At 41.0% G+C, this 24,166-nt stretch carries 20 protein-coding genes; 4 read left to right on the top strand and 16 right to left on the bottom strand.

The features are described 5' to 3' along the window. Window positions 1–3 precede the first annotated feature (3 nt). From AAEY99_RS02930 to AAEY99_RS02865, 14 genes are all read right to left on the bottom strand, one after another. Window positions 4–1,014 (bottom strand): ArsJ-associated glyceraldehyde-3-phosphate dehydrogenase, encoded by a 1,011-nt coding sequence (locus AAEY99_RS02930; protein WP_351009053.1) that lies wholly within the window; start codon window positions 1,012–1,014, stop codon window positions 4–6. Between the two features lie 61 nt (window positions 1,015–1,075). Then, on the bottom strand, window positions 1,076–1,570 hold the full coding sequence (locus AAEY99_RS02925) for a phosphatase domain-containing putative toxin (protein WP_351009052.1): 495 nt from the start codon (window positions 1,568–1,570) through the stop codon (window positions 1,076–1,078). A gap of 76 nt (window positions 1,571–1,646) precedes the next feature. Next, window positions 1,647–2,666 (bottom strand): ACR3 family arsenite efflux transporter, encoded by a 1,020-nt coding sequence (arsB, locus tag AAEY99_RS02920; protein ID WP_162024208.1) that lies wholly within the window; start codon window positions 2,664–2,666, stop codon window positions 1,647–1,649. A 64-nt stretch (window positions 2,667–2,730) separates the two neighbouring features. After that, window positions 2,731–3,567, bottom strand: a complete 837-nt coding sequence (locus tag AAEY99_RS02915) for a metalloregulator ArsR/SmtB family transcription factor (protein WP_351009050.1) — start codon at window positions 3,565–3,567, stop codon at window positions 2,731–2,733. 213 nt (window positions 3,568–3,780) lie between these two features. Next, complete coding sequence (locus AAEY99_RS02910; RefSeq protein ID WP_351009047.1) at window positions 3,781–5,871, bottom strand: two-component system response regulator; 2,091 nt, start codon at window positions 5,869–5,871, stop codon at window positions 3,781–3,783. Next, complete coding sequence (locus AAEY99_RS02905; RefSeq protein WP_351009044.1) at window positions 5,871–8,219, bottom strand: ATP-binding protein; 2,349 nt, start codon at window positions 8,217–8,219, stop codon at window positions 5,871–5,873. Before AAEY99_RS02905 ends, AAEY99_RS02910 begins: the two co-directional genes overlap by 1 nt. Continuing rightward, entirely contained in the window at window positions 8,216–8,749 is a 534-nt protein-coding gene (locus AAEY99_RS02900; protein WP_101088672.1) for a YfiR family protein, read from the bottom strand. The genes AAEY99_RS02905 and AAEY99_RS02900 overlap by 4 nt, the downstream gene beginning before the upstream one ends. Before the next feature lie 10 nt (window positions 8,750–8,759). Then, window positions 8,760–10,796: a TonB-dependent receptor plug domain-containing protein gene (locus tag AAEY99_RS02895; protein ID WP_351009041.1), complete on the bottom strand. Its 2,037-nt coding sequence runs from the start codon at window positions 10,794–10,796 to the stop codon at window positions 8,760–8,762. A 365-nt stretch (window positions 10,797–11,161) separates the two neighbouring features. Then, window positions 11,162–11,698 (bottom strand): YfiR family protein, encoded by a 537-nt coding sequence (locus AAEY99_RS02890; RefSeq protein WP_350998462.1) that lies wholly within the window; start codon window positions 11,696–11,698, stop codon window positions 11,162–11,164. A 10-nt stretch (window positions 11,699–11,708) separates the two neighbouring features. Continuing rightward, a complete protein-coding gene (locus AAEY99_RS02885; RefSeq protein WP_351009039.1) occupies window positions 11,709–13,745 on the bottom strand; it encodes a TonB-dependent receptor plug domain-containing protein in 2,037 nt (678 codons plus the stop codon). Window positions 13,746–14,085: 340 nt separating this feature from the next. Further along, window positions 14,086–15,267, bottom strand: a complete 1,182-nt coding sequence (locus AAEY99_RS02880) for a BaiN/RdsA family NAD(P)/FAD-dependent oxidoreductase (RefSeq protein ID WP_350998468.1) — start codon at window positions 15,265–15,267, stop codon at window positions 14,086–14,088. Window positions 15,268–15,391: 124 nt separating this feature from the next. Beyond that, complete coding sequence (gpsA, locus tag AAEY99_RS02875) at window positions 15,392–16,408, bottom strand: NAD(P)H-dependent glycerol-3-phosphate dehydrogenase (RefSeq protein WP_162024215.1); 1,017 nt, start codon at window positions 16,406–16,408, stop codon at window positions 15,392–15,394. A 3-nt stretch (window positions 16,409–16,411) separates the two neighbouring features. After that, window positions 16,412–16,885, bottom strand: coding sequence for a protein-export chaperone SecB (secB, locus tag AAEY99_RS02870; protein WP_011639424.1), 474 nt, complete (start codon window positions 16,883–16,885; stop codon window positions 16,412–16,414). Window positions 16,886–17,093: 208 nt separating this feature from the next. Then, the gene (locus AAEY99_RS02865) at window positions 17,094–17,528 is read right to left on the bottom strand and encodes a rhodanese-like domain-containing protein (RefSeq protein ID WP_101088677.1); all 435 of its coding nucleotides are present in this window, start codon (window positions 17,526–17,528) and stop codon (window positions 17,094–17,096) included. Between the two features lie 251 nt (window positions 17,529–17,779). Between AAEY99_RS02865 and gpmM the strand changes: the two genes are divergently transcribed. From gpmM to AAEY99_RS02850, 3 genes are all read left to right on the top strand, one after another. After that, complete coding sequence (gene gpmM / locus AAEY99_RS02860) at window positions 17,780–19,321, top strand: 2,3-bisphosphoglycerate-independent phosphoglycerate mutase (RefSeq protein WP_351009036.1); 1,542 nt, start codon at window positions 17,780–17,782, stop codon at window positions 19,319–19,321. A 10-nt stretch (window positions 19,322–19,331) separates the two neighbouring features. Next, the gene (locus tag AAEY99_RS02855; RefSeq protein WP_351009034.1) at window positions 19,332–20,465 is read left to right on the top strand and encodes a murein hydrolase activator EnvC family protein; all 1,134 of its coding nucleotides are present in this window, start codon (window positions 19,332–19,334) and stop codon (window positions 20,463–20,465) included. 191 nt (window positions 20,466–20,656) lie between these two features. Continuing rightward, window positions 20,657–21,415 (top strand): divergent polysaccharide deacetylase family protein, encoded by a 759-nt coding sequence (locus AAEY99_RS02850; RefSeq protein ID WP_409085888.1) that lies wholly within the window; start codon window positions 20,657–20,659, stop codon window positions 21,413–21,415. Here the strand turns inward: AAEY99_RS02850 and AAEY99_RS02845 are convergent. Next, on the bottom strand, window positions 21,390–21,845 hold the full coding sequence (locus AAEY99_RS02845) for an Rrf2 family transcriptional regulator (protein WP_101088681.1): 456 nt from the start codon (window positions 21,843–21,845) through the stop codon (window positions 21,390–21,392). The genes AAEY99_RS02850 and AAEY99_RS02845 overlap by 26 nt on opposite strands. Window positions 21,846–21,880: 35 nt before the next feature. Then, complete coding sequence (locus AAEY99_RS02840; protein ID WP_011639430.1) at window positions 21,881–22,132, bottom strand: YkgJ family cysteine cluster protein; 252 nt, start codon at window positions 22,130–22,132, stop codon at window positions 21,881–21,883. Window positions 22,133–22,374: 242 nt separating this feature from the next. Here AAEY99_RS02840 and rihA point away from each other — a divergent pair, with 242 nt between their 5' ends. After that, window positions 22,375–23,307, top strand: a complete 933-nt coding sequence (gene rihA / locus AAEY99_RS02835; RefSeq protein ID WP_351009030.1) for a pyrimidine-specific ribonucleoside hydrolase RihA — start codon at window positions 22,375–22,377, stop codon at window positions 23,305–23,307. The last annotated feature ends 859 nt before the right edge of the window (window positions 23,308–24,166 follow it).

Here is a 24,166-nt window from a genome sequence, read left to right as displayed (position 1 = left end):
AGCTTATTCCTTATCTGCTAAGCCGACTTTACGTGCGAGCTCAGCGGTACGATTAGCGTATCCCCACTCGTTGTCGTACCACACATACAGTTTCACTTGGGTGTCATTCACCACCATGGTCGACAACGCATCGATAATGCTTGAGCGCGGGTCGGTTTTATAATCTACCGACACTAATGGCCGCTCTTCATAACCCATGATACCCTGCAGTTCAGTATCAGCTGCTTGCTTCAATAGTTGGTTTACTTCTTCAACCGTTGTTCCACGAGCCACTTCAAATACACAATCGGTCAGTGACGCATTGGCTAACGGTACCCGTATCGCATGACCATTTAACTTACCTTTTAGCTCTGGGAAAATATGGGTAATCGCGGTAGCCGAACCCGTGGTAGTGGGTATCAAACTAATGCCACACGCACGAGCGCGACGTAAGTCTTGATGCGGTGCATCTAAAATAGTTTGGGTATTGGTAATGTCATGAATCGTGGTCATTGAGCCATGCTTAATGCCAATGTTCTCATGGATCACTTTTACTACAGGCGCTAAGCAGTTAGTGGTACAAGAAGCTGCGGTCACGATGGGATGGATGGCTTTGTCGTATAAATCATCGTTAACGCCCATCACAATATTGAGCACGCCGTCTTCTTTTACTGGCGCAGTCACCACAACCCGTTTTACACCTTGAGCTAAGTAAGCTTGTAGCAAGGCTTTGGTTTTTATCTTGCCAGAGGCCTCAATCACCACATCGCATTTTGACCAATCAGTGTCTTGGGTAGCAACATTACGGCTGCAAGGAATGGCTTTACCGTTAATAACAATAGCATCACCGTCATGTGTTGCCTCGTGGTGCCAGCGGCCATGGACTGAATCAAAGGTCATTAAATGTGCCAGCGTGGCGGCATCGCCAGCAGGATCGTTAATATGTACAATTTCTACATCGTCCCAATCATATGCTGCGCGCATTGATAAACGTCCCATACGGCCAAAACCGTTAATACCTATTTTTATCGTCATAATGGTGTCCTGAGCTTGCTCTCATTGTTAAGTTATCGTTTCAAAGGTTAATCACTACATGCTAACCATTAAATGCATCAAAATATTCACGCTGAACCGGATTAACTAGCGCCTTGGGCCGCAATGCTTGTACTGCATTAATGACTTTATCTTTAGGCCAGCCTAAGCTGACTAATATCAGACCAATCACCAATCCAGTGCGGCCCGAACCGCCTTTGCAATGCACTGCAATAATGCCTTGGTTATTTAACAATTCAATAATCTGGGTTTTATGGGCTAACCACTGGGTTTCAAACTCTTGCCCTGGCGCGGCATCGTCAGCAATGGGCAATTGCACCCAGGTAATGGCTTGTTTGGTACATTCTGCAGGTAAATATTCTGCTTCATTGCGTACGATTTCATCATCGAACATCAAGGTGACTAGCATTTTTGTACCTGCCGCCTTCAATGTAGCAACTGACGCAGATACAGCTTCATCTTTGGTACCAGGGCACGGAGTAAAAATCAGTTTGGCGCCATTATCTAACGTTAAAACATCATAAGGATGAGGTTGCATGGTTAACTCCAAAAAGTAACTTAAAAAATGCTTTCAACAAATTGGCTCATAAAACTGAACTCACAAAGCGACTAAATCAGTGATTAAACCAATGTTGAGTTCGATTAATAATGGCTACTAGCGATAACATCACCGGCACTTCAACTAATACCCCAACCACTGTAGCCAACGCGGCTCCTGAGTGCAGCCCAAATAGCGATATCGCCACGGCCACCGCCAGTTCAAAAAAGTTAGAGGTGCCAATTAAACAAGCTGGAGCGGCAATGTTATGGGATAATTTCAGCCATTTAGCGGCTATATACGCAATAATAAAAATACCGTAAGTTTGAATAATCAAAGGCACAGCTATCAAGCCAATGGTTTGCGGATCAGACACAATGACTTCAGCTTGAAAACCAAACAACAACACCACAGTGGCCAGTAAGCCGATAATCGACCATGGTTTTAAGGTGGCCAAAAATGAGTTAACTGCGGCTAATCCATGGCGGCGATTAAGCAAGTAACGTGTTGTCACTCCGGCCAATAGCGGCAACAACACATACAGTAGTACCGAAATAAGCAAGGTTTCCCATGGCACCTGAATATCGCTCACGCCCAGTAATAATGCGGTAATTGGCGCAAAGGCAAAAATCATAATCACATCATTAACCGACACTTGCACCAAGGTGTAATTCGCATCTCCTTTGGTTAGTTGTGACCACACAAACACCATCGCTGTACATGGCGCAACACCTAATAAAATCATCCCTGCTATATACTCTTGTGCAGATGCAGGGTCGACCAAATCGGCAAACAACACCTTAAAAAACAGCCATCCTAATGCCGCCATGGTAAAGGGTTTAATTAACCAATTAATAACCACGGTCAGCAATAATCCTTTGGGATTTTTACCCACATCTTTCATTGCCGAAAAATCAATTTGCACCATCATTGGGTAAATCATCACCCAGATAAATACCGCAACAACCAAGTTAACGTGGGCGATTTCAAGGTTTGCTATAGCTTGAAAGATATCTGGCTGCCATAAACCTAACAACACTCCGGCCAACATACTTAAACCAACCCATACCGATAAAAACCGTTCAAACATGCCCATAACAAGACTCCAAACAATGAGGGTACAACACAAAAATATTAATAATATTTTTTACAACACAGCATTAACGACAAAAACTCACCTTGTTCGGTCTATTTTGCATAATGTCTAACCGCTCTAATGGCGACATAATCAACCCAAGATTGTTTTCAGTGGTTTCTGCTATTACTGATTTGGCCCATAGAGGTAAGTTAGGATTGATGCGATAAAACACCCACTGACCGTGTTTTCTGTCGCTAATAATCGCAGCCTTTTTTAACAAGGCTAAATTGCGCGAGACTTTTGGTTGGCTTTCTTCATTTAGCGCTTCCATCAGCTCGCACACACACAATTCACCGTGGTAATGGGTCAGCATTAAGCTTTTTAGGCGAATGTCATCGGTAAGGCATTTATAAAATGTAATGGGATCGAAATCGATTAATCGTTCTGGGGCAGATTGATTGCGATCTTCGATTTTTGTCTCGATGATAATCTCATTCGAGGCCTCGGAAGTGACTTTATTTTCCACCAGCAAAAACATCGACAAACGATTGTTAAGCTCGGTCATGGTGCTTGAAAATGGATGATTACCTGTACGGGATTTAGGATCAGGGAAATCCCATGCCAATTGTTTACCTGCACCAGGGTAACTACGACATTCATTATTAGCTTTTTCGCAAAGGGTAATAACATAATCGAAGTCTTTGCCAGCAAAAGTATGCAAGTGCTTAGACACTAAATCACCCGCATCAATACCAAAGCGAGTAATAGCCTCAATAGTTCGAACATCGACTTGTTCTGGCGATGTCCCGGCACTAAACACATCAAATTGATCAGCCGCTTTATTGCGTAACAACGCCTCAGCCATTTGCGAACGCGCCGAATTGCCAGTACATAGAAACAACACAGTTTTCTTTTTCATAACGGATAAACAAGAAGTAAAAATATACGACCAAGTGTATATATGATTATTTATATATACAAGTAGAGATACAAAAAAACCGACTCAATATGAATTGATCGGCTTAAAGGATTAATGATATTAAAAGCGTCTTGGCGCGCTCATTTAAATATGCCCTTTTTGCTGCCACCAATTTACGTTAATGGTCAATTTGGAGAGCCTATTACATAACAATCAAACCATTTCCGAAGGTAAGGGTTTACTATACAAATAACCTTGTAAATTAGTACACCCCATAGCCTTAAGTAACTCATGCTGCTCTATGAATTCGACTCCTTCAGCTATCGTACTGAGTTCTAAATTAAGTGCTAACTGCACAATTGTGCGAGCAATAGCGGCATCTTTTTGATTACTCACAATGCCATCTACAAACGATTTATCTATTTTCAATGTATCAATGGGAAAGCTCTTTAAGTAATTTAATGAAGAGTAGCCGGTTCCAAAATCATCAATGGCTAACTTCACACCTAGTTTTTTTAACATAAACAGCAAAGCAATTGCCTCATCGACGTTACTGATGATGGCTGATTCTGTAATTTCAAGCTCGAGTAAGCTTGGTGGTAAGCCGGTTTCAACAAGTGCACTTTTAACGTGGTCAAAAATATTTGCATGGTTGAATTGCAATGCCGATAGATTAACAGCCATGCGCTGAAAATTCGCATCTGCAATGTGTATTGTCTTCGCTTTGTTACAAGCTTCAAGCAAAGCCCATTCTCCAATAGGGATAATCAAGCCGCTACTTTCAGCAATCGCGAGAAAATCTATCGGCGCTAACAAGCCTCTTGTTGGATGATTCCAACGTAGCAATGCTTCGTACCCCATAATATTGCCATTCACAGAGTCAACTTGTGGCTGATAATACAACATAAGTTGATTGCCTAATCTTACTGCTTCACGTAGTTCAGCTTCTATTTGAAGCCGATCCATTAATGACTTATGCATATCATGAGAAAACAATTGATAACCGTTTTTGCCGTTATTTTTCACTTCGTACATGGCTGTGTCTGCATGCTGCAACAAAATATCGCCGGTAGCGCCGTCATCAGGATAAAACGAAATACCTATGCTGGCCGAAATAAACGTTTGCTGTCCCTGAATAATATAGGGCTTAGAGAGTGCATCTAGCACTCGCTGAGCAATAACCGCTACATTATCGAACACTTCTAGTTCACATAAAAGTAGGGTGAATTCGTCCCCGCCCAAACGGGCAAGGTGTTCATTTTCATAATCTCCCCGACTCCCCACACTGAGCTCATCTGACATGCGTACCGAGTTTTTAATACGTGTGGCTGCTTCGCATAACAATTCATCTCCCGCTTTATGCCCCAACGTATCGTTTATTCTTTTGAAATGATCTAAGTCAATGAACAACAATGCTAATTTGGTTGTGTGACGCTTAGCTAGAGCAATCGCAGAGTCCAACTGCAACAAAAACTTACGTCTGTTCGGTAGGTCCGTTAAGGTATCGTAATAGGCATAATAAGCGATTTCTTGCTCTGATTTTTTCCGACTAGAAATATCATGCAAAGTGCCATTAATCCGTGGTTCGCCAAAATCGTAAGTGATATCGGTTCTATCATGCAGGGTAATCACCTCTCCACTACCATGTAACACACGATATTCAATATCATACGACTGCCTGGTTTTTAAGGCTGTTTTAACGGTTAGCTTTAAGAATTCTCGGTCATCTGGGTGGATGATTTCTAACAATTTGGAGAACGTAATATCAATCTCTTGAGGTTGCATACCCAGCATGCGATACACCTCATCAGAGCAGTCTAACTTACTGGATTTGAAGTTCCATTCCCACGAGCCCAAGTGAGCAATACTTTGTGCTCTGGCGAGTTTGTTTTTACTCTTAGTTAACTCTTTGATTGTTTTATTAGCTTTCAGCACATAGTGAATGCGGTGACTCAGCAGCGGCCACTTAACCGGTTTAGTCATGAAGTCTGTTGCACCTACATCAAAGGCCTTTTGAATATCTTGCGGCTGATCTAGTGCTGTCACCATAATAATGGCGACATTATCCCCTTCAGGTAATGAACGGATCATTGAACAGCATTCAAAACCATCCATGTTATCCATCGACACATCGAGTAATATTAAATCTGGAGAGTGCTCAGAAAAAAGCTGTATCGCCTCTTCACCACTACTCGCCTCAATAATACTACCCACTGACTGGTTTAATGCTCGACGCATCAGAATCCGAATGACAGGGTCATCATCAACGATTAGCACCACATCTTGAAGTGTATTTAATAACATTAAACAAACCTCGCTAACTTTAGCAATATTGCCTCTTTCGTTTGTTCAAACACCGGCAATAATGTGTCTGCGAGATGATTGGCATCGCTCAAGTCACCACAACGTGCAAACAACTCTATTTGGCTCGCTAACATTTGAATTTTTATCGCCCCGACATTGGCCGAACTGGACTTTAAAGAGTGTGCAGATTTAAAGACTTGGTCGGCATTATTGTCGACTACGCCTTCTATAATATTTCTAATTAACTCAGGTGCATTTTGTAAGTACAAATCCACTATGCTGTTAACAAGATCGTACGAGTCATCTGGCGAAATTTGTTGAATGTCATCAAGCGGTCCATCAACAAATACTAACGACGCCTCGTCCTGAGTATCTTCGACAACCTCGGAAAGACTCGCAGGTTCAAACACCCATTTATTCATACATTCAGATAGGTTCTGGCGGGTAAAAGGTTTTAACAACGTGTCTTTAGCGCCAGCATTACGGAATAGCCTTTTAACACTTGGTTGGATATCTGCAGTAAGTGCGATGATAGGGGTTTCATTATTAATACCATTCTGACCTAACTCAGTGATTGCTTTAGTTGCAACTATTCCATCAGCTATTGGCATATGGTAATCCATAAAGATTAAATCAAACTTTTTCTCGCTCGCTCGGACAATGGCTTCTTGGCCATTATTAACAATTTCACACTGATGCCCCAAAGACGCTAGCAGACTCTTTACCACCAGCTGATTGACCACATTATCTTCAGCAACAAGCACGGTTGTTGATCGATACGTTGCCTGAACACTCTTATCCGGTTCAACTACTGCAGGAGAAGCGATGAATGAGTTGTCTTGTGGTACAAGTGGAATGCTAAACCAGAAGTTGCTGCCTTCATTTAAGGTGCTTTCTACACCGTAACGGCCATTCATCAATACGACGAGTTGTTGGCAAATGGCTAAACCAAGGCCGGTTCCGCCAAACTCGCGGGTAATAGAGTTATCAGCCTGCATAAAGGGGGTAAAAATACTCTCTAGTTTAGCTGTCGCAATGCCAATACCGGTATCTTTAACTGTAAACGTAATAAAGGTATCTGAAGCCTCCATGTGCTCGTTTATCTGTACCGAAATAGCGCCTTGGTGTGTAAACTTTATAGCGTTTGAGACAAAGTTATTAATAATTTGTCGCACTCTGACGGAGTCACCCAAATAGTTTTCGTGGATCAATGGCGATATGAACACGTCAAAATTAAGGCCCTTTTTCTCTGCCGACACTTTATGAGAATGGCATGCAGAAGTGACAAGATCGGGCAAATTAAATTCTTTAATGTCTAAATCCATTTTATTGGCGTCTGCTTTCGAGAAATCGAGCACTTCATTCAACAGCACCAGCAATGTTTGTGCTGAGTCGTTGATCATTTGAACCGTGTTGGACACATTTTTATTTAATTTAAAAGAGGTCAGTAGATCTGAAAAACCAACAATGCCATTGAGTGGCGTTCTAATTTCATGGCTCATTACCGCTAAAAACTCAGATTTGGCCTGGCTGGCTTTTTTGGCAATCTCAAGGGTTTGTTGTAATTCAAACGTGCGCTCTGATACTCGATTTTCTAATTCATGGTTAATGGTTTCTAATTGTCTACCTCGAGCATCAACCTCGCCGATCATCACATTAAAGCTGTGCGCCAACTGAGAGAATTCATCATTAGACTTGAGGTTTACGCGTTGAGTATAGTCTTTATTATTTGAGATATGTTCTATCACTTCTAACAGGGTATTAAGTGGCTTGGTGAATAACGATTGCAACCAAAACATCACCAACAAGCTGGCAAAAATGGCAAAAATGCTGGTGGATAAAACAAGTACTAAATAGTCGTCTAGTTGCTTGGTGAATTCGTTCATATTATCGGTAATATGCAGTAATCCCACCACCTCACCTTCAAATACTAGTGGGGTATATGAATGCACGCCATCTTGATTAAACTGCGTCAGTTTTTTCTTGGAAGAAATAATATTTAATAACGTTTGCTGATCAATACTACTTTGATAAGCCTTATTGCCCTGATAAGTAGCAAATAGGCTCCCAGTAGGGTTATATATTGCCGCATGCATAATATCTGGTTGAGCAATAAGTGCAGATAAGGTTTTTTCTGCTGATGTTGGGTCATTAAAAATAACCGCTGACAGGCTATTGCTCGCAACAATATCACTTAACACCGCCAAGCCTTGTTCGGCCTTCTCTTTTGTCACGGCATATTGTTTAGTGATTAATGATGAAGAAATAATAACAATGACAATAATAGCGATCGCTAGCATTGAAAAAATCAACTTTGTTCGGATTGATGCAAAATTTATTATTTTCATCGCTTTACCTCAAGTGCTAATTTCAATACCTGTGAACTGATGTTTAAGCCTGATGCCTCTAACACCTTACTATTAATATTGAAATATAATCGTTTATCCTGCTCGATGATTTCAATCATGCCTCCTTGCACTGCAAACCCCGAGATATCCGAAACCGTTAAAATAGGTTTATTATCGACAGCCAAAAACAAACGACGGGTTAAATCTCTTGAGTTGGTATCAATGAAGACCACATCACATTGTGCGATTGCACTTGTTTCTGAAAGTTGAATGACTGCAATGGATTGACCGGCCAGTTTTTTATTAGCCAATTCAATAAAACTGTCACGATATTGATTACCAAAAAAACATATTTTCCACGCCGATTTTTCATGGAGACGCGATTCAGGCCACTGAGTAAATTTAGCAAAGTTATAGGTAAACGCCGCTTTTAAATCAAACGAGTCCTGGGCTATTGATGAACGCGGAAGCAGCACAAATACAATCAATAATGAATACAATATCTGTCGACTCAAATTAGCTTTTTTCATTGTCGCGACCTTAAAAAGTTAAAGTCATTTTAACAAAGTAACTTGGCCCTACCCGATAAGGGAATTGTAAGCTTTCTCCTTCATATTCAAGGTGGGCTGGATGAAGTAAATTTTTCCCGTAGGCCGATAGTGTAACCTCAGGCGTGATGTCCCAACTCACTCCAATATCAACACTATGATAGCTAGAAATTGTCTTTATAATTGTGCCGTTTTGGCTTATTAAGTTAGTGCTATCGACAAAACGCCATACGAAGTTAACATCAACATCATCGGTAATATTCCAATCAATTATGGTCGACAACATATGCTCTGGTGCGTCGGTATTCTGATTTAAACTGTCACCAAATTCGCTTTGGATAAAGCTGTAATTGACTCTAAACTGAAGCGCATCCGTTGCAGCCCATAACGAAGATAACTCAGCCCCATAGTTATATCCGTCCAAGCTATTTCCAAATAGGTAATGTTGCGAAATGTAATTAGGAAATGTACTGAAATCTGTTGCAGCTATTGAAGTACTGCGCAGTTTGTCATAATCGTTATAAAACACGGTAGTATCAAAAGACCATTGGCTTGCCGGAATAAAACGATACCCCATCTCGTATGAGATAATTTCTTCGGATTCAAAGTTGTCGTTACCCGACACCCATACCTTAACCAGTGGGGCCTCGTCAGAAGGCGGTATATTCAGGCCATTTACAGATATATTATTTTCTAATCTTGACGGGGTTCGCACTGCTCGAGCAATAGAAGTCCATACACTGTTTTTTGCATCTAACTGCCATCTAAGACGAATATTGGGTTGAACTTCAAAACCAGTGTAATCATTACGTTCAAAGCGCGAAGCCAGAGTAAGCCACAACTCGTCTTTAACTAACATAATATCGTCACTGATGAATGCACTCCACAAATCAGTATTTGTCGAGAAAGCCTCACTACTTTCTAGAATAGGGCTGGAGCCGAGATCATCTTGTATATAACGATATCCTAATCCCCAAACAACATTATGATTTTGTCCAACAATTAACTGATGTTGAAAATCAACATCAAATGTTTCACTGCTTAAACCATATAAATTTTCATCTCTATTTGCATAATCGTAATAGGTTTGTACGCTATATTCAGAGGTTGCCGATAATGCTTTGGTGTACTTTGATAACAGATTAAAGCCATCACTTTTGACTTCGTCAGTATAATACTCTCGGTATAGCGGCGCGTCTGTTGATGCAATATTAGGTGCTTGCTGCATCTTCGACGTATAAAAGTCGCTGCTTAACGTGAGGCTTGTGTCTGTCTCAAGCTGAATATCAATGCGCCCACCTAATTGCAGATGCTGCCAGCTATTATCTTTGCCAGCATCAGCAAATGGTACCAGTAAATCACTCTCAAGATCATTTGGGTCAAGCTCAAACGAATCTCTTTCATGGCCTTTTAAATATACTCTCGACGTGACCTTGTCAGACAATGTCGAACCATAACGAAAACCAGCAAAACCTTGTTCATAATCTCCGGCACCTAGCTCTGCATAGCCTCCTAATGTGTCGGCACTGTGTTTGGTAATAATGTTAATCACACCATTAACCGCATTGGCGCCCCACAAAGCAGCACTTGGACCACGGATGACTTCGATACGTTCAATATCTGCCATGAGTGTGTCTTGTACTTCCCAATAAACACCGGAGAAAGCTGGAGAATAAAGGGTTCTACCATCCATCAATACCAATAGTTTGTTATTGTAGCGGCCGTTAAAACCACGGCTACCGATGGCCCATTTTTGTGAATCAATCTGCGCAACATGCAGCCCTGGCACATCGCGAAGTGCTTGTGGGATTGAGGTTGCCCCAGAGCGACGAATACTTTCGCTGGTGACGACATAAATTGCAGCGGGTGAATTAGATAAAAGCTGTTTTTGCTTTGATACAGAAGTCACTTCAACATTCATTAACTCTTGTAGACTGAGATCCAAAGAGTCTGATTCAGCCGCTATAGCTGTAGAACTTGCAAGAAAAATACATAACGCAGAATAACAAGTCATTTTCAGCTTTAACATATTCAATAATTCCTTCGTCAAGCTAAAGGCAGGCATGCCAATCTGTTGATTAAATAATTTACATCACACCTTCAACTTATTCGATTAAGTTGAAAGTGTGTTGCACAATAAACATAGCAATATTACCTCAACAACTCACGAAAAATGAACCGTCGAAGGTCTCAATTTTGAACTTATGCTAATTTTTGAGGACACAAATATAAATATCGGCCAATGCAACAATATCATTAGCAAGTTGCCGTTTTTGGGCTGCGCCGAAAGATTAAACATAATCGCTGATAGAAAGATTGCTCACGATAATATCGCGTCATCCTGCGATGTATTATGCTAAACGATAACTTTTTTGCGGTGAACAATTAATGATGTTAACGCTTAACCTCAAGGGCTAATTTTAATACTTGGGAGCTGATCTTTAATCCTGACTTTTCTAACACTTGCATATTAACCTTGAATTGTAATCGCTTATCTTGCTCGACAATTTCAATCATCCCACCTTGCATTGCAAAACCGGTAATATCCGAAACCGTTAAAATAGCTTTATTCTCTACCGTCAATAATAAGCGATGTGTTATGTCTCTAGAATTAGCGTCAATAAAAACTACATCACACTGTTCGATTTTACTTGTGTCTGACAACTGAATAATCATGACAGATTGAGTGAACAGTGTTTTATCAGAGAGCCCCATAAAACTATCGTGATATTGATTGTTGAAATAACATATTTTCCACGCGGATTGTGCATCAAGACGCACTTCAGGCCATTGAGTAAACTTAGCAAAGTTATAGGTTAATGCCGCTTTTAACTCGAATACGTTCTGCGCCATAGAGACTTGTGGAAGCAAAATAGCTCCCACGACTAATAATGAATACAGTAACTGTCGACTTAAACTGGAACTTTTCATTGTTGCGACCTTAAAAGGTCAAAGTAGCTTTGAGGTAATAACTTGGCCCCACACGATAAGGGAGCTGATAACTCTCTCCTTCATACTCAAGATGTGCTGGATCAAGTAAATTTTTACCAAACGCTGACAGTATGACATCAGGCGTAACCTTCCAGTGCAGCCCTAAATCGACTCCGCTAGTGCTGGTAATTGTCTTAGTACTGAGGTCATTAATATTTAATACGTAAGCGTCACCAACAAAACGCCAAACTAGATTAAAGTCAACATTATCGCTAATACTCCAATCCATCATTGTCGATATCATATGCTCTGGAGCATCAGTATTTTGACTTTGACTTTCACCAAACTCATTTTGAGTAAAACTATAGTTTATTTTGAATTGGATAGTATCAGTGGCAGCCCACTGAGATGACAATTCAAATCCATAGTTATATCCATCAAGATCATTACTGAATGTTAAATATTGCGAAATATAATTGGGAAATGTGCTTAAATCTGTTGCGCCAGCTGGAGCGCTGCGCAATTGGTCATAATCGTTATAAAATATTGCTGAATCAAATGACCATTTTTTTGCAGGCGTAAAACGATAACCTACCTCATAAGAAATGATCTCTTCAGATTTATAATTATCATTACCAGCCACCCATATACTGACCAATGGCGACTGAACTGAAGGCGGTATGATTTGTGAGTTCACCGATAGATTATTCTCTATCCGCGACGGTGTTCTGACTGCGCGAGCAACAGAGGCCCACAGATTATTTTTTTTATTCAACTGCCACATTAGGCGAGCATTCGGTTGGACCTCAAAGCCAGTGTAGTCATAGTGTTCAAAACGTGACGCTAACGTCAGCCACAACTCATCTTCGACTAACGTAATCTCATCACGAACAAATGCACTCCACAAATTGGTTCGTGTCGATTCTGGCTCGCTACTTACGATAATACTGCTTTGGTCGAAATCATCTTGTATAAAACGGTAACCAAGCCCCCAGACAATACTATGATTTTGTCCAACAAGTAGCTGATGCTGAAAATCAACATCAACCGTTTCACTACTAAATCCGTACCAGTCATCATCTCTTTTTGCATAATCGTAGTAGGCTTGAAGGCTATATTGAGAGGTCGACGATAATGCTTTAGTGAGTTTTGATAATAGATTAAAGCCATCACTGCTTATTTCATCACGGTTAAATTCACGATATGAAGGCCCAACTAATGATGGGTAATAGGAGGTCTGCTGCATTTCAGTACGATACACATCACTGCTCAACATGAGGCTTGTGCCCGTATCAAGCTCCATATCAACGCGGCCTCCCACTTGAAGATGCATCCAATCGTTGTCTTTATCAACAGTGGCTAATTGCTCCGCAAGACCGCTATCGAGATCTTGCGAATTATACTCAAGCGAGTCTCTGCTATGGCCTTTTACATACACTCTTGATGTTGCATTATCTGATAATGTGGAACCATAACGAAAACCTGCAAATCCTTGCTCATAATCGCCAGCCCCCAATTCTGCATAACCACCAGATGTATCTGCACTGTGTTTGGTAATAATATTAATCACACCGTTTACTGCATTGGCGCCCCACATTGCCGCGCTAGGCCCACGTATAACTTCTATGCGTTCAATATCGGCCATCAGCGTATCCTGAACCTCCCAGTAGACACCTGAAAATATTGGCGAATACAGGGTTCGGCCATCCATCAATACGAGTAATTTGTTGTTATAGCGCCCATTAAAACCTCGGCTGCTGATAGCCCACTTTTGAGAGTCAATCTGCCCTACATGCAGCCCTGGTACATCGCGAAGCACTTGCGGGATTGAAGTAGCACCTGAATTACGAATATGTTCGCTTGTGATGACATAGATTGCTGCGGGCGAATTCGACAAAGACTGTTTTTGTTTTGATACCGAAGTGACTTCGACATTCAGTAACTCTTGCAGACTAAGATCGAGAGAGTTTGATTCGTTGGCAATTGCACTGTAACTAGCCAAAAAGGCTAATAGCACGGAATAAGAAACAAGGTTCAACTTTAACATTTTCAACAATTCCCTTATTAAGCTAACGACAATTGTGAGAGTTTACTGACTAAAGAATAAAAAGTTCACAATTAATTTACACGATTAACTTACACGATTAAGTTGAAAAAGTATGTTACAGGATAAGATATTAAGTAATTTTTGAGTGGTAGATCTTGTGCAGAACAATAAAAATTATTAGTGATCGAAATAATGACAAAAGAGTTTACCCATAAGGAAACCCTTTAATCAGCTTTTCGTTTAACGTCGTCCTGAATTCAGCATGTAGCATCGTTAAAAATGAGTTGGCCACTACGGGTCATTTGCACTTACGGGCAAACTTTATTGTCACTACACACAATTAAACTGCCAATCCTGCAGCAACACCAGAGCTCCAAGCCCATTGAAAATTAAATCCACCTAACCAACCACTTACGTCCATTACCTCACCAATGAAATACAAACCTGGTACCTTATTAGCTTGCATGGTTTTAGATGACAATTCATTGGTGTCAACGCCGCCTAAAGTCACTTCGGCAGTGCGATAGCCTTCGGTGCCATTCATAATAATAGACCAGTCGTTTAAGTCGTTAGCAAGTTTTTCACGCTCGCCGTGGCCGAGCTGATTTAAAGCTTTATCCAGTTGAGACTCGTCAAATAGTGTTTCAACCAAACGCTTAGGTAACCACTGGCTTAAGGTATTGCGTAGGCTTTGCTTTGGATGATGTTTTAGTGCAAATTCAATTTTATCTAACGCGTTTTCACCCGGTAATAAATTGATAGAAATTGCTTCACCTGGCTGCCAGTAATTAGAAATTTGCAGTACTGCTGGGCCTGATAGACCTCGATGAGTAAACAATAACGCTTCGCTAAATTGAGTACCATCTTGGGCGGTAATGGTTGTTGGCACGGCAATACCCGATAACGGCTCAAAGCGCACTTTTTGTTCGGCATGCCACGTAAATGGAACTAAACCAGCACTGGTTGATAACACCGTTAAACCAAATTGCTCTGCCAGCTTATAGCCATAAGGCGTAGCACCTAATTTGGGCATGGATAAACCGCCAGTCGCTATCACTAACGACTCGCAGCTAAAATCACCATTTGAGGTAGTTAAATTAAATCCTGTATCCGTTTTAGTAACAGATAGCATTTCAGTACGCAGCTTTACTTTAGCGCCGGCCCATTCGCATTCAGTCATTAACATGGTGACGATTTCTTTGGCTGAGTCATTACAGAATAACTGCCCATGCTCGCGCTCATGGTATTCAATACCATGACGTTCAACCAGCTCAATAAAATCGCTTGAACGATAGCGAGCTAATGCTGATTTTACAAAGTGTGGATTGCCACAAATAAACTGGTGCGGCTCAACCTTTTGGTTGGTAAAGTTACAACGTCCGCCACCACTGATAAGAATTTTTTTACCAGCTTGTTTGGCATTGTCTAGCACCAATACATCACGACCTCGATAGCCCGCAGTAGCAGCACACATTAATCCTGCCGCGCCGGCGCCGATAATAATTACGTCATGATGTTTCACGTTTTACTCCACACTTTAAATGGGTTGTTTTGTATTTAATTGATAAATATTAAATGCAAAAAAGGATGCTATTTTAGCATCCTTTTTAGTATCTATTCACGGTTAACTTAGCCGCTCTGTTGCACTATTTTTTCAGCGTTTCAGATTTCTTGTCTCGACTAAGTAACTCTTTTGCTGCTTCAACCGGTGCTTTACCTTGGTATAAGACTTGGTAAATTTGCTCGGTGATCGGCATTTCTACCCCTAGGCGTTTGGCTAAGGTAAACACTTCTTTAGTGTTTCGATAACCTTCGACTACTTGACCGATTTCTTCTTGCGCGGTGATAACGTCTTTGCCTTGACCTAAAGCCAAACCAAAACGACGATTACGCGACTGATTATCGGTACACGTTAATACTAAGTCACCTAAACCCGCCATACCCATGAAGGTTGATGCATCGGCGCCGATAGCTTCACCTAAACGGCTCAGTTCAACTAAACCACGAGTAATGAGTGCGGTACGCGCATTTGCACCAAAGCCAATACCGTCGGACATACCTGCACCAATGGCAATCACGTTTTTAACCGCTCCGCCTAATTGTATGCCGATAAAATCGTCATTTGCGTATACACGCAAGCGTTTTGGACTATGAAGCAATTCGACTAAGTCATGGGTAAACTGTGGGCAAGTACCCGCAACCGAAATAGCGGTAGGTAAACCAGCGGCTAATTCTTTGGCAAAGGTAGGCCCAGATAACACAGCTAGTGGATAATGTTCACCTAATTGCTCACGAGCAACATCTTGTAATAAACGGCCAGTTTCAGGCTCTAAGCCCTTGGTCGCCCACACAATACGTGCGTCGTCACGCAATAATGGTTTTGCTTGCTTAAGCACGTCACCAAATACATGGCTTGGTACAACAACCAAAATATTCTTGCTGGCGGCTAAGGCTTTGCCTAAATCAGCTTCGATGGATAAACAATCAGGAAACTGAATGCCAGGCAAAAAACGTTCATTACTGCGGCTTTCCGCTAATACTTGCATGCTTTTAGGATCGTGACCCCAAAGCAATGTCTTATGGCCATTGCTGGCTAAAGAAATAGCAAGGGCGGTGCCATAAGACCCCGCCCCTAATACCGTAATTTCGGCAGCGTTATTCATAAATTACGCAGTTGCTTCTTCAGTTGCAGCAGCTTGACGCTGTTGAACGTACTGAGCAAATAGAGCATCAAAATTCACTGGAGCAAGGTTTAGTTGTGGGAAAGTACCACGGCCAACTAAGTTGCCAACTAATTCACGTGCGTATGGGAACAATACGTTAGGGCAATATGCACCTAAAGAATGGGCAAGTTGTTGCTCAGTTAAACCCACAATCGAGAAAATACCCGCTTGCTGAACTTCACATAAAAATGCGGTGTCTTCGCCATTTTTAGCTGTAACAGTCAGTGATAAAATCACTTCGTATGTGTCGTCAGACAATTTGTTGCTGCGAGTATCTAAATCTAATTTTACTTCTGGGTTCCATTCTTTCTGGAAAACAGCAGGGCTGTTTGGCGTTTCAAAAGACAAATCCTTTGTATAAATACGCTGAATGTTGAACTGTGGTGCTTGTGCTTCGTTGTTTGCTACTTCAGCCATAATTTCCTACCTATCAATGTTATTTAGCTTTTCTGTGAAGCTAATTGTGTTGGGCTTTCACACTCAATGCATAAAGAATTAATCTAACATTAGTGCTATCCCGTAAAGTTGATCCAGCTCGATAAATGATAACGAACAAGATCTTGATAATAAACCGTGTTAACTCATACCCAAATTCGTTAACACCGAATACCATTAAGCAACCATATTAACGCTTGCTTTTAACTACTGGTAAATTAGCACCTTGCCATTCGCCCATGCCACCTTTAAGGTTAAACACGTTTTCAAATCCTTGTTTAGTAAGAAGTTGAGCTGCTTGTGACGATGTCATACCTGAGTTACATACTAATATAATGGGGCTAGTTTTAAACTTTTCAAGGCTAGTGACTTGATTATTTTTAATTTCTGATAAGGTCACATTGAGTGAATCAACAATATGGCCTTTCTTAAATTCTTCTTTGCCACGCACATCAACGAGTTTGGCATCTTGCTTATTCACCATGAGTGTTAGCTCTTGATGACTGACATTTTTCACTTTTGATGTACCAGATTTAATGACACTAACAACAAGTGCTACAAACAAGCCGACCCACGCTAAGCTTAACATTGGATTCGCTTTAAAAAATTCCATATATTCTTGCATAATTACTGATTTCTCTGACGATGACTAAGATGAGATGGCCTCGAGTATATCGTTTTGCTCGGCAGTTTTCATTAAAGAAACACCTAAAATAAACGGTTTACGCCGAGTTATTCGTGACTCGCCCCTCGTTATCAGCTGCTTTAGTTATATCTTCAAACCTATATGCCTTTTGCACACTATCGATAAGTAGTAATATTCATACAATTGAAATTTTATAACACTTCTATTTTAACTTAATAAGGTACTTGCAAATGGCTAAAAAACGTCCACTCGCATTACTTATCCTTGATGGTTGGGGTTACAGTGAAGACACGCAAGATAACGCGGTTTTTCATGCAAACACTCCTGTCTTAGATAAGCTCAATGCACAATACCCTCACAGTCTTATTTCAGGTTCTGGTATTGACGTCGGATTACCCGATGGTCAAATGGGTAACTCTGAAGTTGGCCATATCAATATTGGTTCTGGCCGAATTGTTTATCAAGAACTCACCCGCATCAGTAAAGCAATTGTAGACCATGAGTTTGAACAAAACGCAGCACTTTGCGATGCAGTAGACAAAGCCATTGCCGCAAATGGTGCTGTGCACATTATGGGGCTATTGTCTGCCGGTGGTGTACACAGCCATGAAGAGCACATTGAAGCTATGTGCCGTATGGCTGTTGAACGCGGCGCAACAAAAGTGTATTTACATGCCTTTCTAGATGGCCGTGATACGCCACCCCGTAGCGCTAAAAATAGCTTGATCCATTTTGATGAGCTATTTGCTGAATTAGGTCATGGCCGTACAGCCTCAATTATTGGTCGATATTTTGCCATGGATCGTGATAATCGTTGGGATCGCGTATCGCAAGCCTACGAATTAATCACCGAAGCTAAAGGTAAGTTTACTTATGCTTCTGCACCAGAAGCGCTTGAAGCGGCATATGCTCGTGATGAAAATGATGAGTTTGTTGCAGCATCTGCAATTGTTGATGCGCAAGGCAAAGCTGCCGTATTAAGCGATAATGATTCGCTGATATTTATGAATTTCCGTGCAGATCGAGCTCGCCAAATCACTCGCACTTTCGTGAATCCAGACTTTGACGGTTTTAAACGTAATAAAACACCAAAAATCAACTTTGTGATGTTAACTGACTACGCTGCAGACATTAATGCTCCGGTAGCCTATCCATCAAGTGATTTAGTCAATACTTTAGGTGAAACCCTGCAAAACTTGGATAAAACCCAGCTGCGTATTTCAGAAACTGAAAAATATGCCCATGTGACATTCTTTTTCAATGGCGGTAAAGAAGAGCCATTCGAAGGGGAAGATCGCATTTTAATTCAGTCGCCTAAGGTCGCTACATATGATCTGCAACCTGAAATGAGCTCGACTGAATTAACCGATAAATTGGTCGCGGCGATAGAATCTACAAAATATGATGTGATCATTTGTAACTATCCAAATGGTGATATGGTCGGCCATAGCGGTAACTTTGATGCCGCAGTTAAAGCGTGTGAAGCGGTTGATGCATGTATTGGTCGTGTCGTTGAAGCGTTAGCTAAAGTTGATGGCGAATGCTTGATTACTGCCGATCATGGTAATGCCGAAAAAATGAAAGATCCTTCTAACGGACAAGCATTTACAGCTCACACCAGTAACTTGGTACCGTTCGTTTATGTCGGTCGTGATGCCGTAATAAAAGATGGTGGACGCTTGAGCGATATTGCGCCAACTATGTTAACCTTGATGGGCCAGAGCATCCCGAAAGAAATGAGTGGACGCTGTATCATTGACCTTAAAGAGTAAACATTAACTCGTGATAACTCGTTTATTTATCAAAGCCAGCATTGTTGCTGGCTTTCTAATCTTTTCATTTACGGCAAATAGTGCTGATTTGTCTTCACGCCAGTCGGCTTTGAAGTCTATTCAAGCACAAATAAACCAACAACAAAATTCGCTCAAAGACACCTCAAGGCAACGCGAGAAGCTTATTGCGTTACTAAAAAGTGACGAGCAAGCGATTGCAAAAGCAGCTAAAAAAGTCAATCAATCACAAAATTCGTTGGCTGAAGTTAACGTCAAACTTAGCAACTTGGATAAACAGCAGATAGATTTAGCCAAGCTTAAAAAAAGTCAGCAAGACACCTTATCAAAGCAGTTATCTAGCGCTTATTTGGCTGGTAATCATGACTACACTAAGATGATGCTTAACCAGCAAAACCCCGCCACTGTTGAGCGCATGCTGGCGTATTATCAATTTCTCAACAATGCCCGCATAAAAGCTATTCAACAACTCAAGCAAACTAGCATTGATCTTAATAAAGTTAAGCAACAGCAAGTAACAGCAAAGCAAAAACTCAATGCTTTAGTGATAGATCAAAAGCAACAAGCGCTGCAATTAACCAAAGAGCAAGGCCAACGCCAACAAACATTGACTCAACTACAAAGAACCTTATCCAGTAAAGGTGCGGAATTAGAGCAACTGCAAATAGAAGAGGCAAGTTTAAAACGTATAGTGCAACAAGCAATGCTTGCCGCAAAAGCCAATCCAACTATGGATGGATTAGTCAGTCAAAAAGCCAAATTAAAATGGCCAACTAACGGCAGAGTGAGTAAACGATTTGGTAGCAACCGTTCTGGACAAATTGTTTGGAAAGGAACTGTACTTGCCGCACCTGAAGGACAAAATATCAATGCTGTGGCATCAGGAAAAGTTATTTATGCCGACTGGTTACGTGGTTTTGGTATGGTGTTAGTTATTGATCATGGTAAGGGTTATATGAGCCTCTACGGTCACGCCCAAACACTATTAAGACAACCTGGAGATATGGTGAAAACTGGCGAGTCTATTGCGCTTGTTGGCCGTTCAGGTGGGCAAAGCGAACCAGGGTTATATTTCGAAATCCGTAATAAAGGTAAGGCTGTCGACCCAGCTTATTATTGTCGTTAATAGCAAAACACGTATTGCTAATATTCAATGGTTCAACGTATTACAAGGTATAGCATTATGCCTTGCCAAAGAAAGCGGTTAACGGCCCGATTAATTAGCACTATATCAACGGGCATAACTGTGTCTATAATCACGCCGTTATATAGATATCATTGAACAATAAAACTCACACAACCAGATAAGCTAAATTCGTGCGAAACCTACTATTACTCCTACTATGCTTATGTAGCATCATGCCCGCTACAGCGACTAAATTAGCCATTATCATTGACGATATTGGTTATCGCCTAACTGACGAAGCAGCATTGTCATTACCCAATTCGATCACTTTATCGGTGTTGCCCCATACTCCGCTAGGACAAAAACTTGCGCAAGATGGTTATCATAAAGGTCATGAAATAATGTTACACCTACCAATGCAAGCCTTAAATGGCAAAGCTTTAGGACCTGGAGGGCTAACCAATGATATGAATGAGACACAAATTAAACAACAGTTACAAAGTGCGTTCTCTAATATCCCGTTTGCTAAAGGGGCTAATAATCATATGGGGAGTTTACTGACTCAAATGGATGAACCGATGTTATGGGTAATGCAGAGTTTAAAACAGCAGCAGTTGTTTTTTGTCGATAGTTTTACCACTAAATATACCAAAGCCAGCAACAAAGCGATGCAGCTTGGAGTACCATCACTGAGAAGACACATATTTTTAGATAACGACATTAGTGAACGTGCGCTTGAACGTCAGTTTCAGCAGATGATTACGCAATCCAAACGGCAAGATAAGCTGGTTGTTATTGCACATCCTTACCCAGAGACCATTCGATTTTTAAACGCTAATTTAGCTCGTTTGAACGATAATGGCATCACATTAGTACCAACATCTCAATTATTTGATGATATGAATGTCACGACAGCAAGTCTGCCTAATCCAACTGCAACACTGAAATAGATAAGTCAGGTAGTGTAGATAAAATTTCCGTTTTATTGGATACAATATCAGCTAAGGTATATTGATCAAGTACCGCCAGATAAGCTGTAACAGCCTGACCCAACACGCCTTTTAATTGACATATTGGCGTAAATCGGCAATAAGGTGAGTCACAATCAATAGGTGATAGTGAATGCTCTAAATCACGTACCAATTGCCCAATTAACACCTCATCAGCAGCTTTTGCTAATCTAAAACCACCACTTTTACCTCTGACCGTCTGCAAATATCCCTTTTTTCCCAATTGATGGATAATCTTGGCTACATGGTTTGAAGAAAGGTCAAACACACTAGTCACTTCAGCTATTCGAAACAAACTTTCGCGTTCAGATTGCACCGCAAGATACATCAAAATGCGAATACCAAAATCTGTATATCGGGTTAATTGCATGATCTAAAATATCCAAGGTAAGTAATAAACGCAGATTAGCATGTTGAAGACTCTAAATCAGTGATCAACCATAAAGCTTGTTCATTTGTGGTGCCGCACACATCAATACTTGCACTAAACTCAGCACAAACATCTGGACGTTCTGGTTGACCAAAAATCATACACAGATTATCGGCATTTAATTGAATACAACGCACCCCAGCAGGTTTCCCCATTGGCATGCCTGGTATTGCACTAGTGATAGAAGGCGCAATGCAGCAGGCACCACAACCCAAACGACAATCCATAACTTTACCCACTAAATAAAAAGCACTGTATTTTACAAGAATGTACTCTTAACGACATGTTTAATTACATTATTGGTATCGAGAATAATTGAAATAGTCGCCGAGCTAAGGCAAGTTACTCTCGAGCATTTCTTCAACCACTATGCCATTGTATATTAGATCACATTTTTAGTTCTTAAGCATTAAGCACACAACAGTCATAGTGGTACATTATACCCTCTTATAGAATAAGGAAATTACCCATGAAACGTCCTGTAATTCTCGACTGTGATCCCGGTCATGACGATGCCATCTCACTTATTTTAGCACTTAGCTCTACAAAGCTTGATGTATTAGCTGTCACCACCAGTGCCGGCAACCAAACACCAGACAAAACCTTAAACAATGCTTTACGTGTACTAACACTATTAGATCGTCATGATATACCTGTTGCAAGCGGCGCCCTTAAGCCATTAGCTCGTGATCTGATCATTGCAGATAATGTTCACGGCGAGAGTGGTCTGGATGGACCCAAATTGCCCGATCCAGCCTTTGCACCTGTAGAACAAACGGCTATTGAACTGATGGCCGAAAAAGTGCGTAACAGTAAGCAACCCGTCACACTTGTTCCAACTGGACCGTTAACTAATATTGCGCTGTTTCTAGCTGCTCATCCTGAGTTACATTCAAACATAGATAGTATCGTACTTATGGGTGGCGCTGCAGGTGTGGGCAATTGGACACCAGCTGCTGAATTTAATATTTTTGTCGATCCAGAAGCTGCAGATATGGTATTCAAATCTGGCTTGCCAATCGTAATGTGCGGACTAGATGTGACTCACGAAGCCCAGATTATGGATGAGGATATTGAGCGAATTAGAGCCATTAAAAATCCTATCGCGCAATGTGTTGCGGAATTACTCGACTTTTTTATGATTTATCACCGCGACCCCAAATGGGGATTCACTGGGGCACCACTACATGACCCTTGCACCATCGCATGGTTACTTAATCCATCACTGTTTACCTCGGTCGATTGTTGGGTGGGTGTTGAAACGAAAGGTGAATATACACAGGGAATGACGGTGGTTGATCGTTATCAATTAACCGGTAAACCACATAATGCAAAAGTATTGTTCAATATTAACCGAACAGGTTTTGTCGACTTTATCGTAGAACGTCTAAGCGATTACTAACAAACTCATGCCATGCAGATAAAAGTAACCTGCATGGCAGTAACTGCGGATAACAATTAATATCTTATTCGTTATCTGCAGTACTAATACCGAGCAAGCGTAACATTCAACTCTTTTTCTCTGCTTAAATAGTTACCAATTAATATTCCATACAAACTAGCTACAGCAATAAACAATGAACCAGCGGCCCATACGACAAAGACTATTTTATTATCTCTATAATCCACACCCAATAATAAATGGTACACAATCTCGATAAACTTTTAATCTAACTTAACTAACACTCTGCTTTTAGCTATGTATATCAATTTGGAGTTAATACCAATCCTATTAAATATGTGATCTTTCAGCGGGAGTTCAAAGTGCTGTAGGCAAGGCAGATGATTGAATCGAATAGTGATTCTCGGTAATAAGCTCCTGCGTTACTCTACCTCCAGCATCTGACCGCCATGGATGGTGGGAATGTCTTATTTTTTATGGAAAAAAATATACCATGCCGTCGTATTTTGAAATCATCTAACAAAGCATAAAGGACTTTGAAACCCTCCAGAATGGAGTCTCTCAGTTATTCCACTTCTGTGTTACATCAATTAAAAAGGCAACAACCATTTCTACATCAATGCGCCTTGAATTGAAAAACCTGAGAGACGCTGAACTGACCAGATATTTAATGAGATTGGTATAACACGTAAATTTCAGATACAAAAAAAGCCTCGTCGTTAGACGAGACTTTGATGTCATGACAAAGCAGACAATGATAATAAGAGTGGACCTAAACCCCCGGCGTGACTGGTCACTTTCTATTGATTGAGAGTCAACCGTCCAAATAGATTGGATGAATGCAAAGCAATACCGGGAA

It is taken from the genome of Shewanella sp. S1-58-MNA-CIBAN-0166, from assembly GCF_040310085.1.
Taxonomy (GTDB): Bacteria; Pseudomonadota; Gammaproteobacteria; order Enterobacterales; family Shewanellaceae; genus Shewanella.
The sequence above is the reverse complement of the archived record's forward strand: the minus strand, read 5'-3'. Positions and strand labels throughout refer to the sequence as shown.

Bases quoted from the DNA above. Each gene is read 5' to 3' on its own strand.
- AAEY99_RS02900 (WP_101088672.1), bottom strand. From the start codon at position 8,749: ATGAAAAAAGCTAATTTGAGTCGACAGATATTGTATTCATTATTGATT.
- AAEY99_RS02885 (WP_351009039.1), bottom strand. From the start codon at position 13,745: ATGTTAAAGTTGAACCTTGTTTCTTATTCCGTGCTATTAGCCTTTTTG.
- AAEY99_RS02845 (WP_101088681.1), bottom strand. From the start codon at position 21,845: ATGCAATTAACCCGATATACAGATTTTGGTATTCGCATTTTGATGTAT.
- AAEY99_RS02910 (WP_351009047.1), bottom strand. From the start codon at position 5,871: ATGTTATTAAATACACTTCAAGATGTGGTGCTAATCGTTGATGATGAC.
- rihA (WP_351009030.1), top strand. From the start codon at position 22,375: ATGAAACGTCCTGTAATTCTCGACTGTGATCCCGGTCATGACGATGCC.
- AAEY99_RS02840 (WP_011639430.1), bottom strand. From the start codon at position 22,132: ATGGATTGTCGTTTGGGTTGTGGTGCCTGCTGCATTGCGCCTTCTATC.
- AAEY99_RS02865 (WP_101088677.1), bottom strand. From the start codon at position 17,528: ATGCAAGAATATATGGAATTTTTTAAAGCGAATCCAATGTTAAGCTTA.
- AAEY99_RS02925 (WP_351009052.1), bottom strand. From the start codon at position 1,570: ATGCAACCTCATCCTTATGATGTTTTAACGTTAGATAATGGCGCCAAA.
- gpsA (WP_162024215.1), bottom strand. From the start codon at position 16,408: ATGAATAACGCTGCCGAAATTACGGTATTAGGGGCGGGGTCTTATGGC.
- AAEY99_RS02890 (WP_350998462.1), bottom strand. From the start codon at position 11,698: ATGAAAAGTTCCAGTTTAAGTCGACAGTTACTGTATTCATTATTAGTC.
- AAEY99_RS02915 (WP_351009050.1), bottom strand. From the start codon at position 3,567: ATGAAAAAGAAAACTGTGTTGTTTCTATGTACTGGCAATTCGGCGCGT.
- gpmM (WP_351009036.1), top strand. From the start codon at position 17,780: ATGGCTAAAAAACGTCCACTCGCATTACTTATCCTTGATGGTTGGGGT.
- arsB (WP_162024208.1), bottom strand. From the start codon at position 2,666: ATGGGCATGTTTGAACGGTTTTTATCGGTATGGGTTGGTTTAAGTATG.
- AAEY99_RS02905 (WP_351009044.1), bottom strand. From the start codon at position 8,219: ATGAAAATAATAAATTTTGCATCAATCCGAACAAAGTTGATTTTTTCA.
- AAEY99_RS02930 (WP_351009053.1), bottom strand. From the start codon at position 1,014: ATGACGATAAAAATAGGTATTAACGGTTTTGGCCGTATGGGACGTTTA.
- AAEY99_RS02895 (WP_351009041.1), bottom strand. From the start codon at position 10,796: ATGTTAAAGCTGAAAATGACTTGTTATTCTGCGTTATGTATTTTTCTT.
- secB (WP_011639424.1), bottom strand. From the start codon at position 16,885: ATGGCTGAAGTAGCAAACAACGAAGCACAAGCACCACAGTTCAACATT.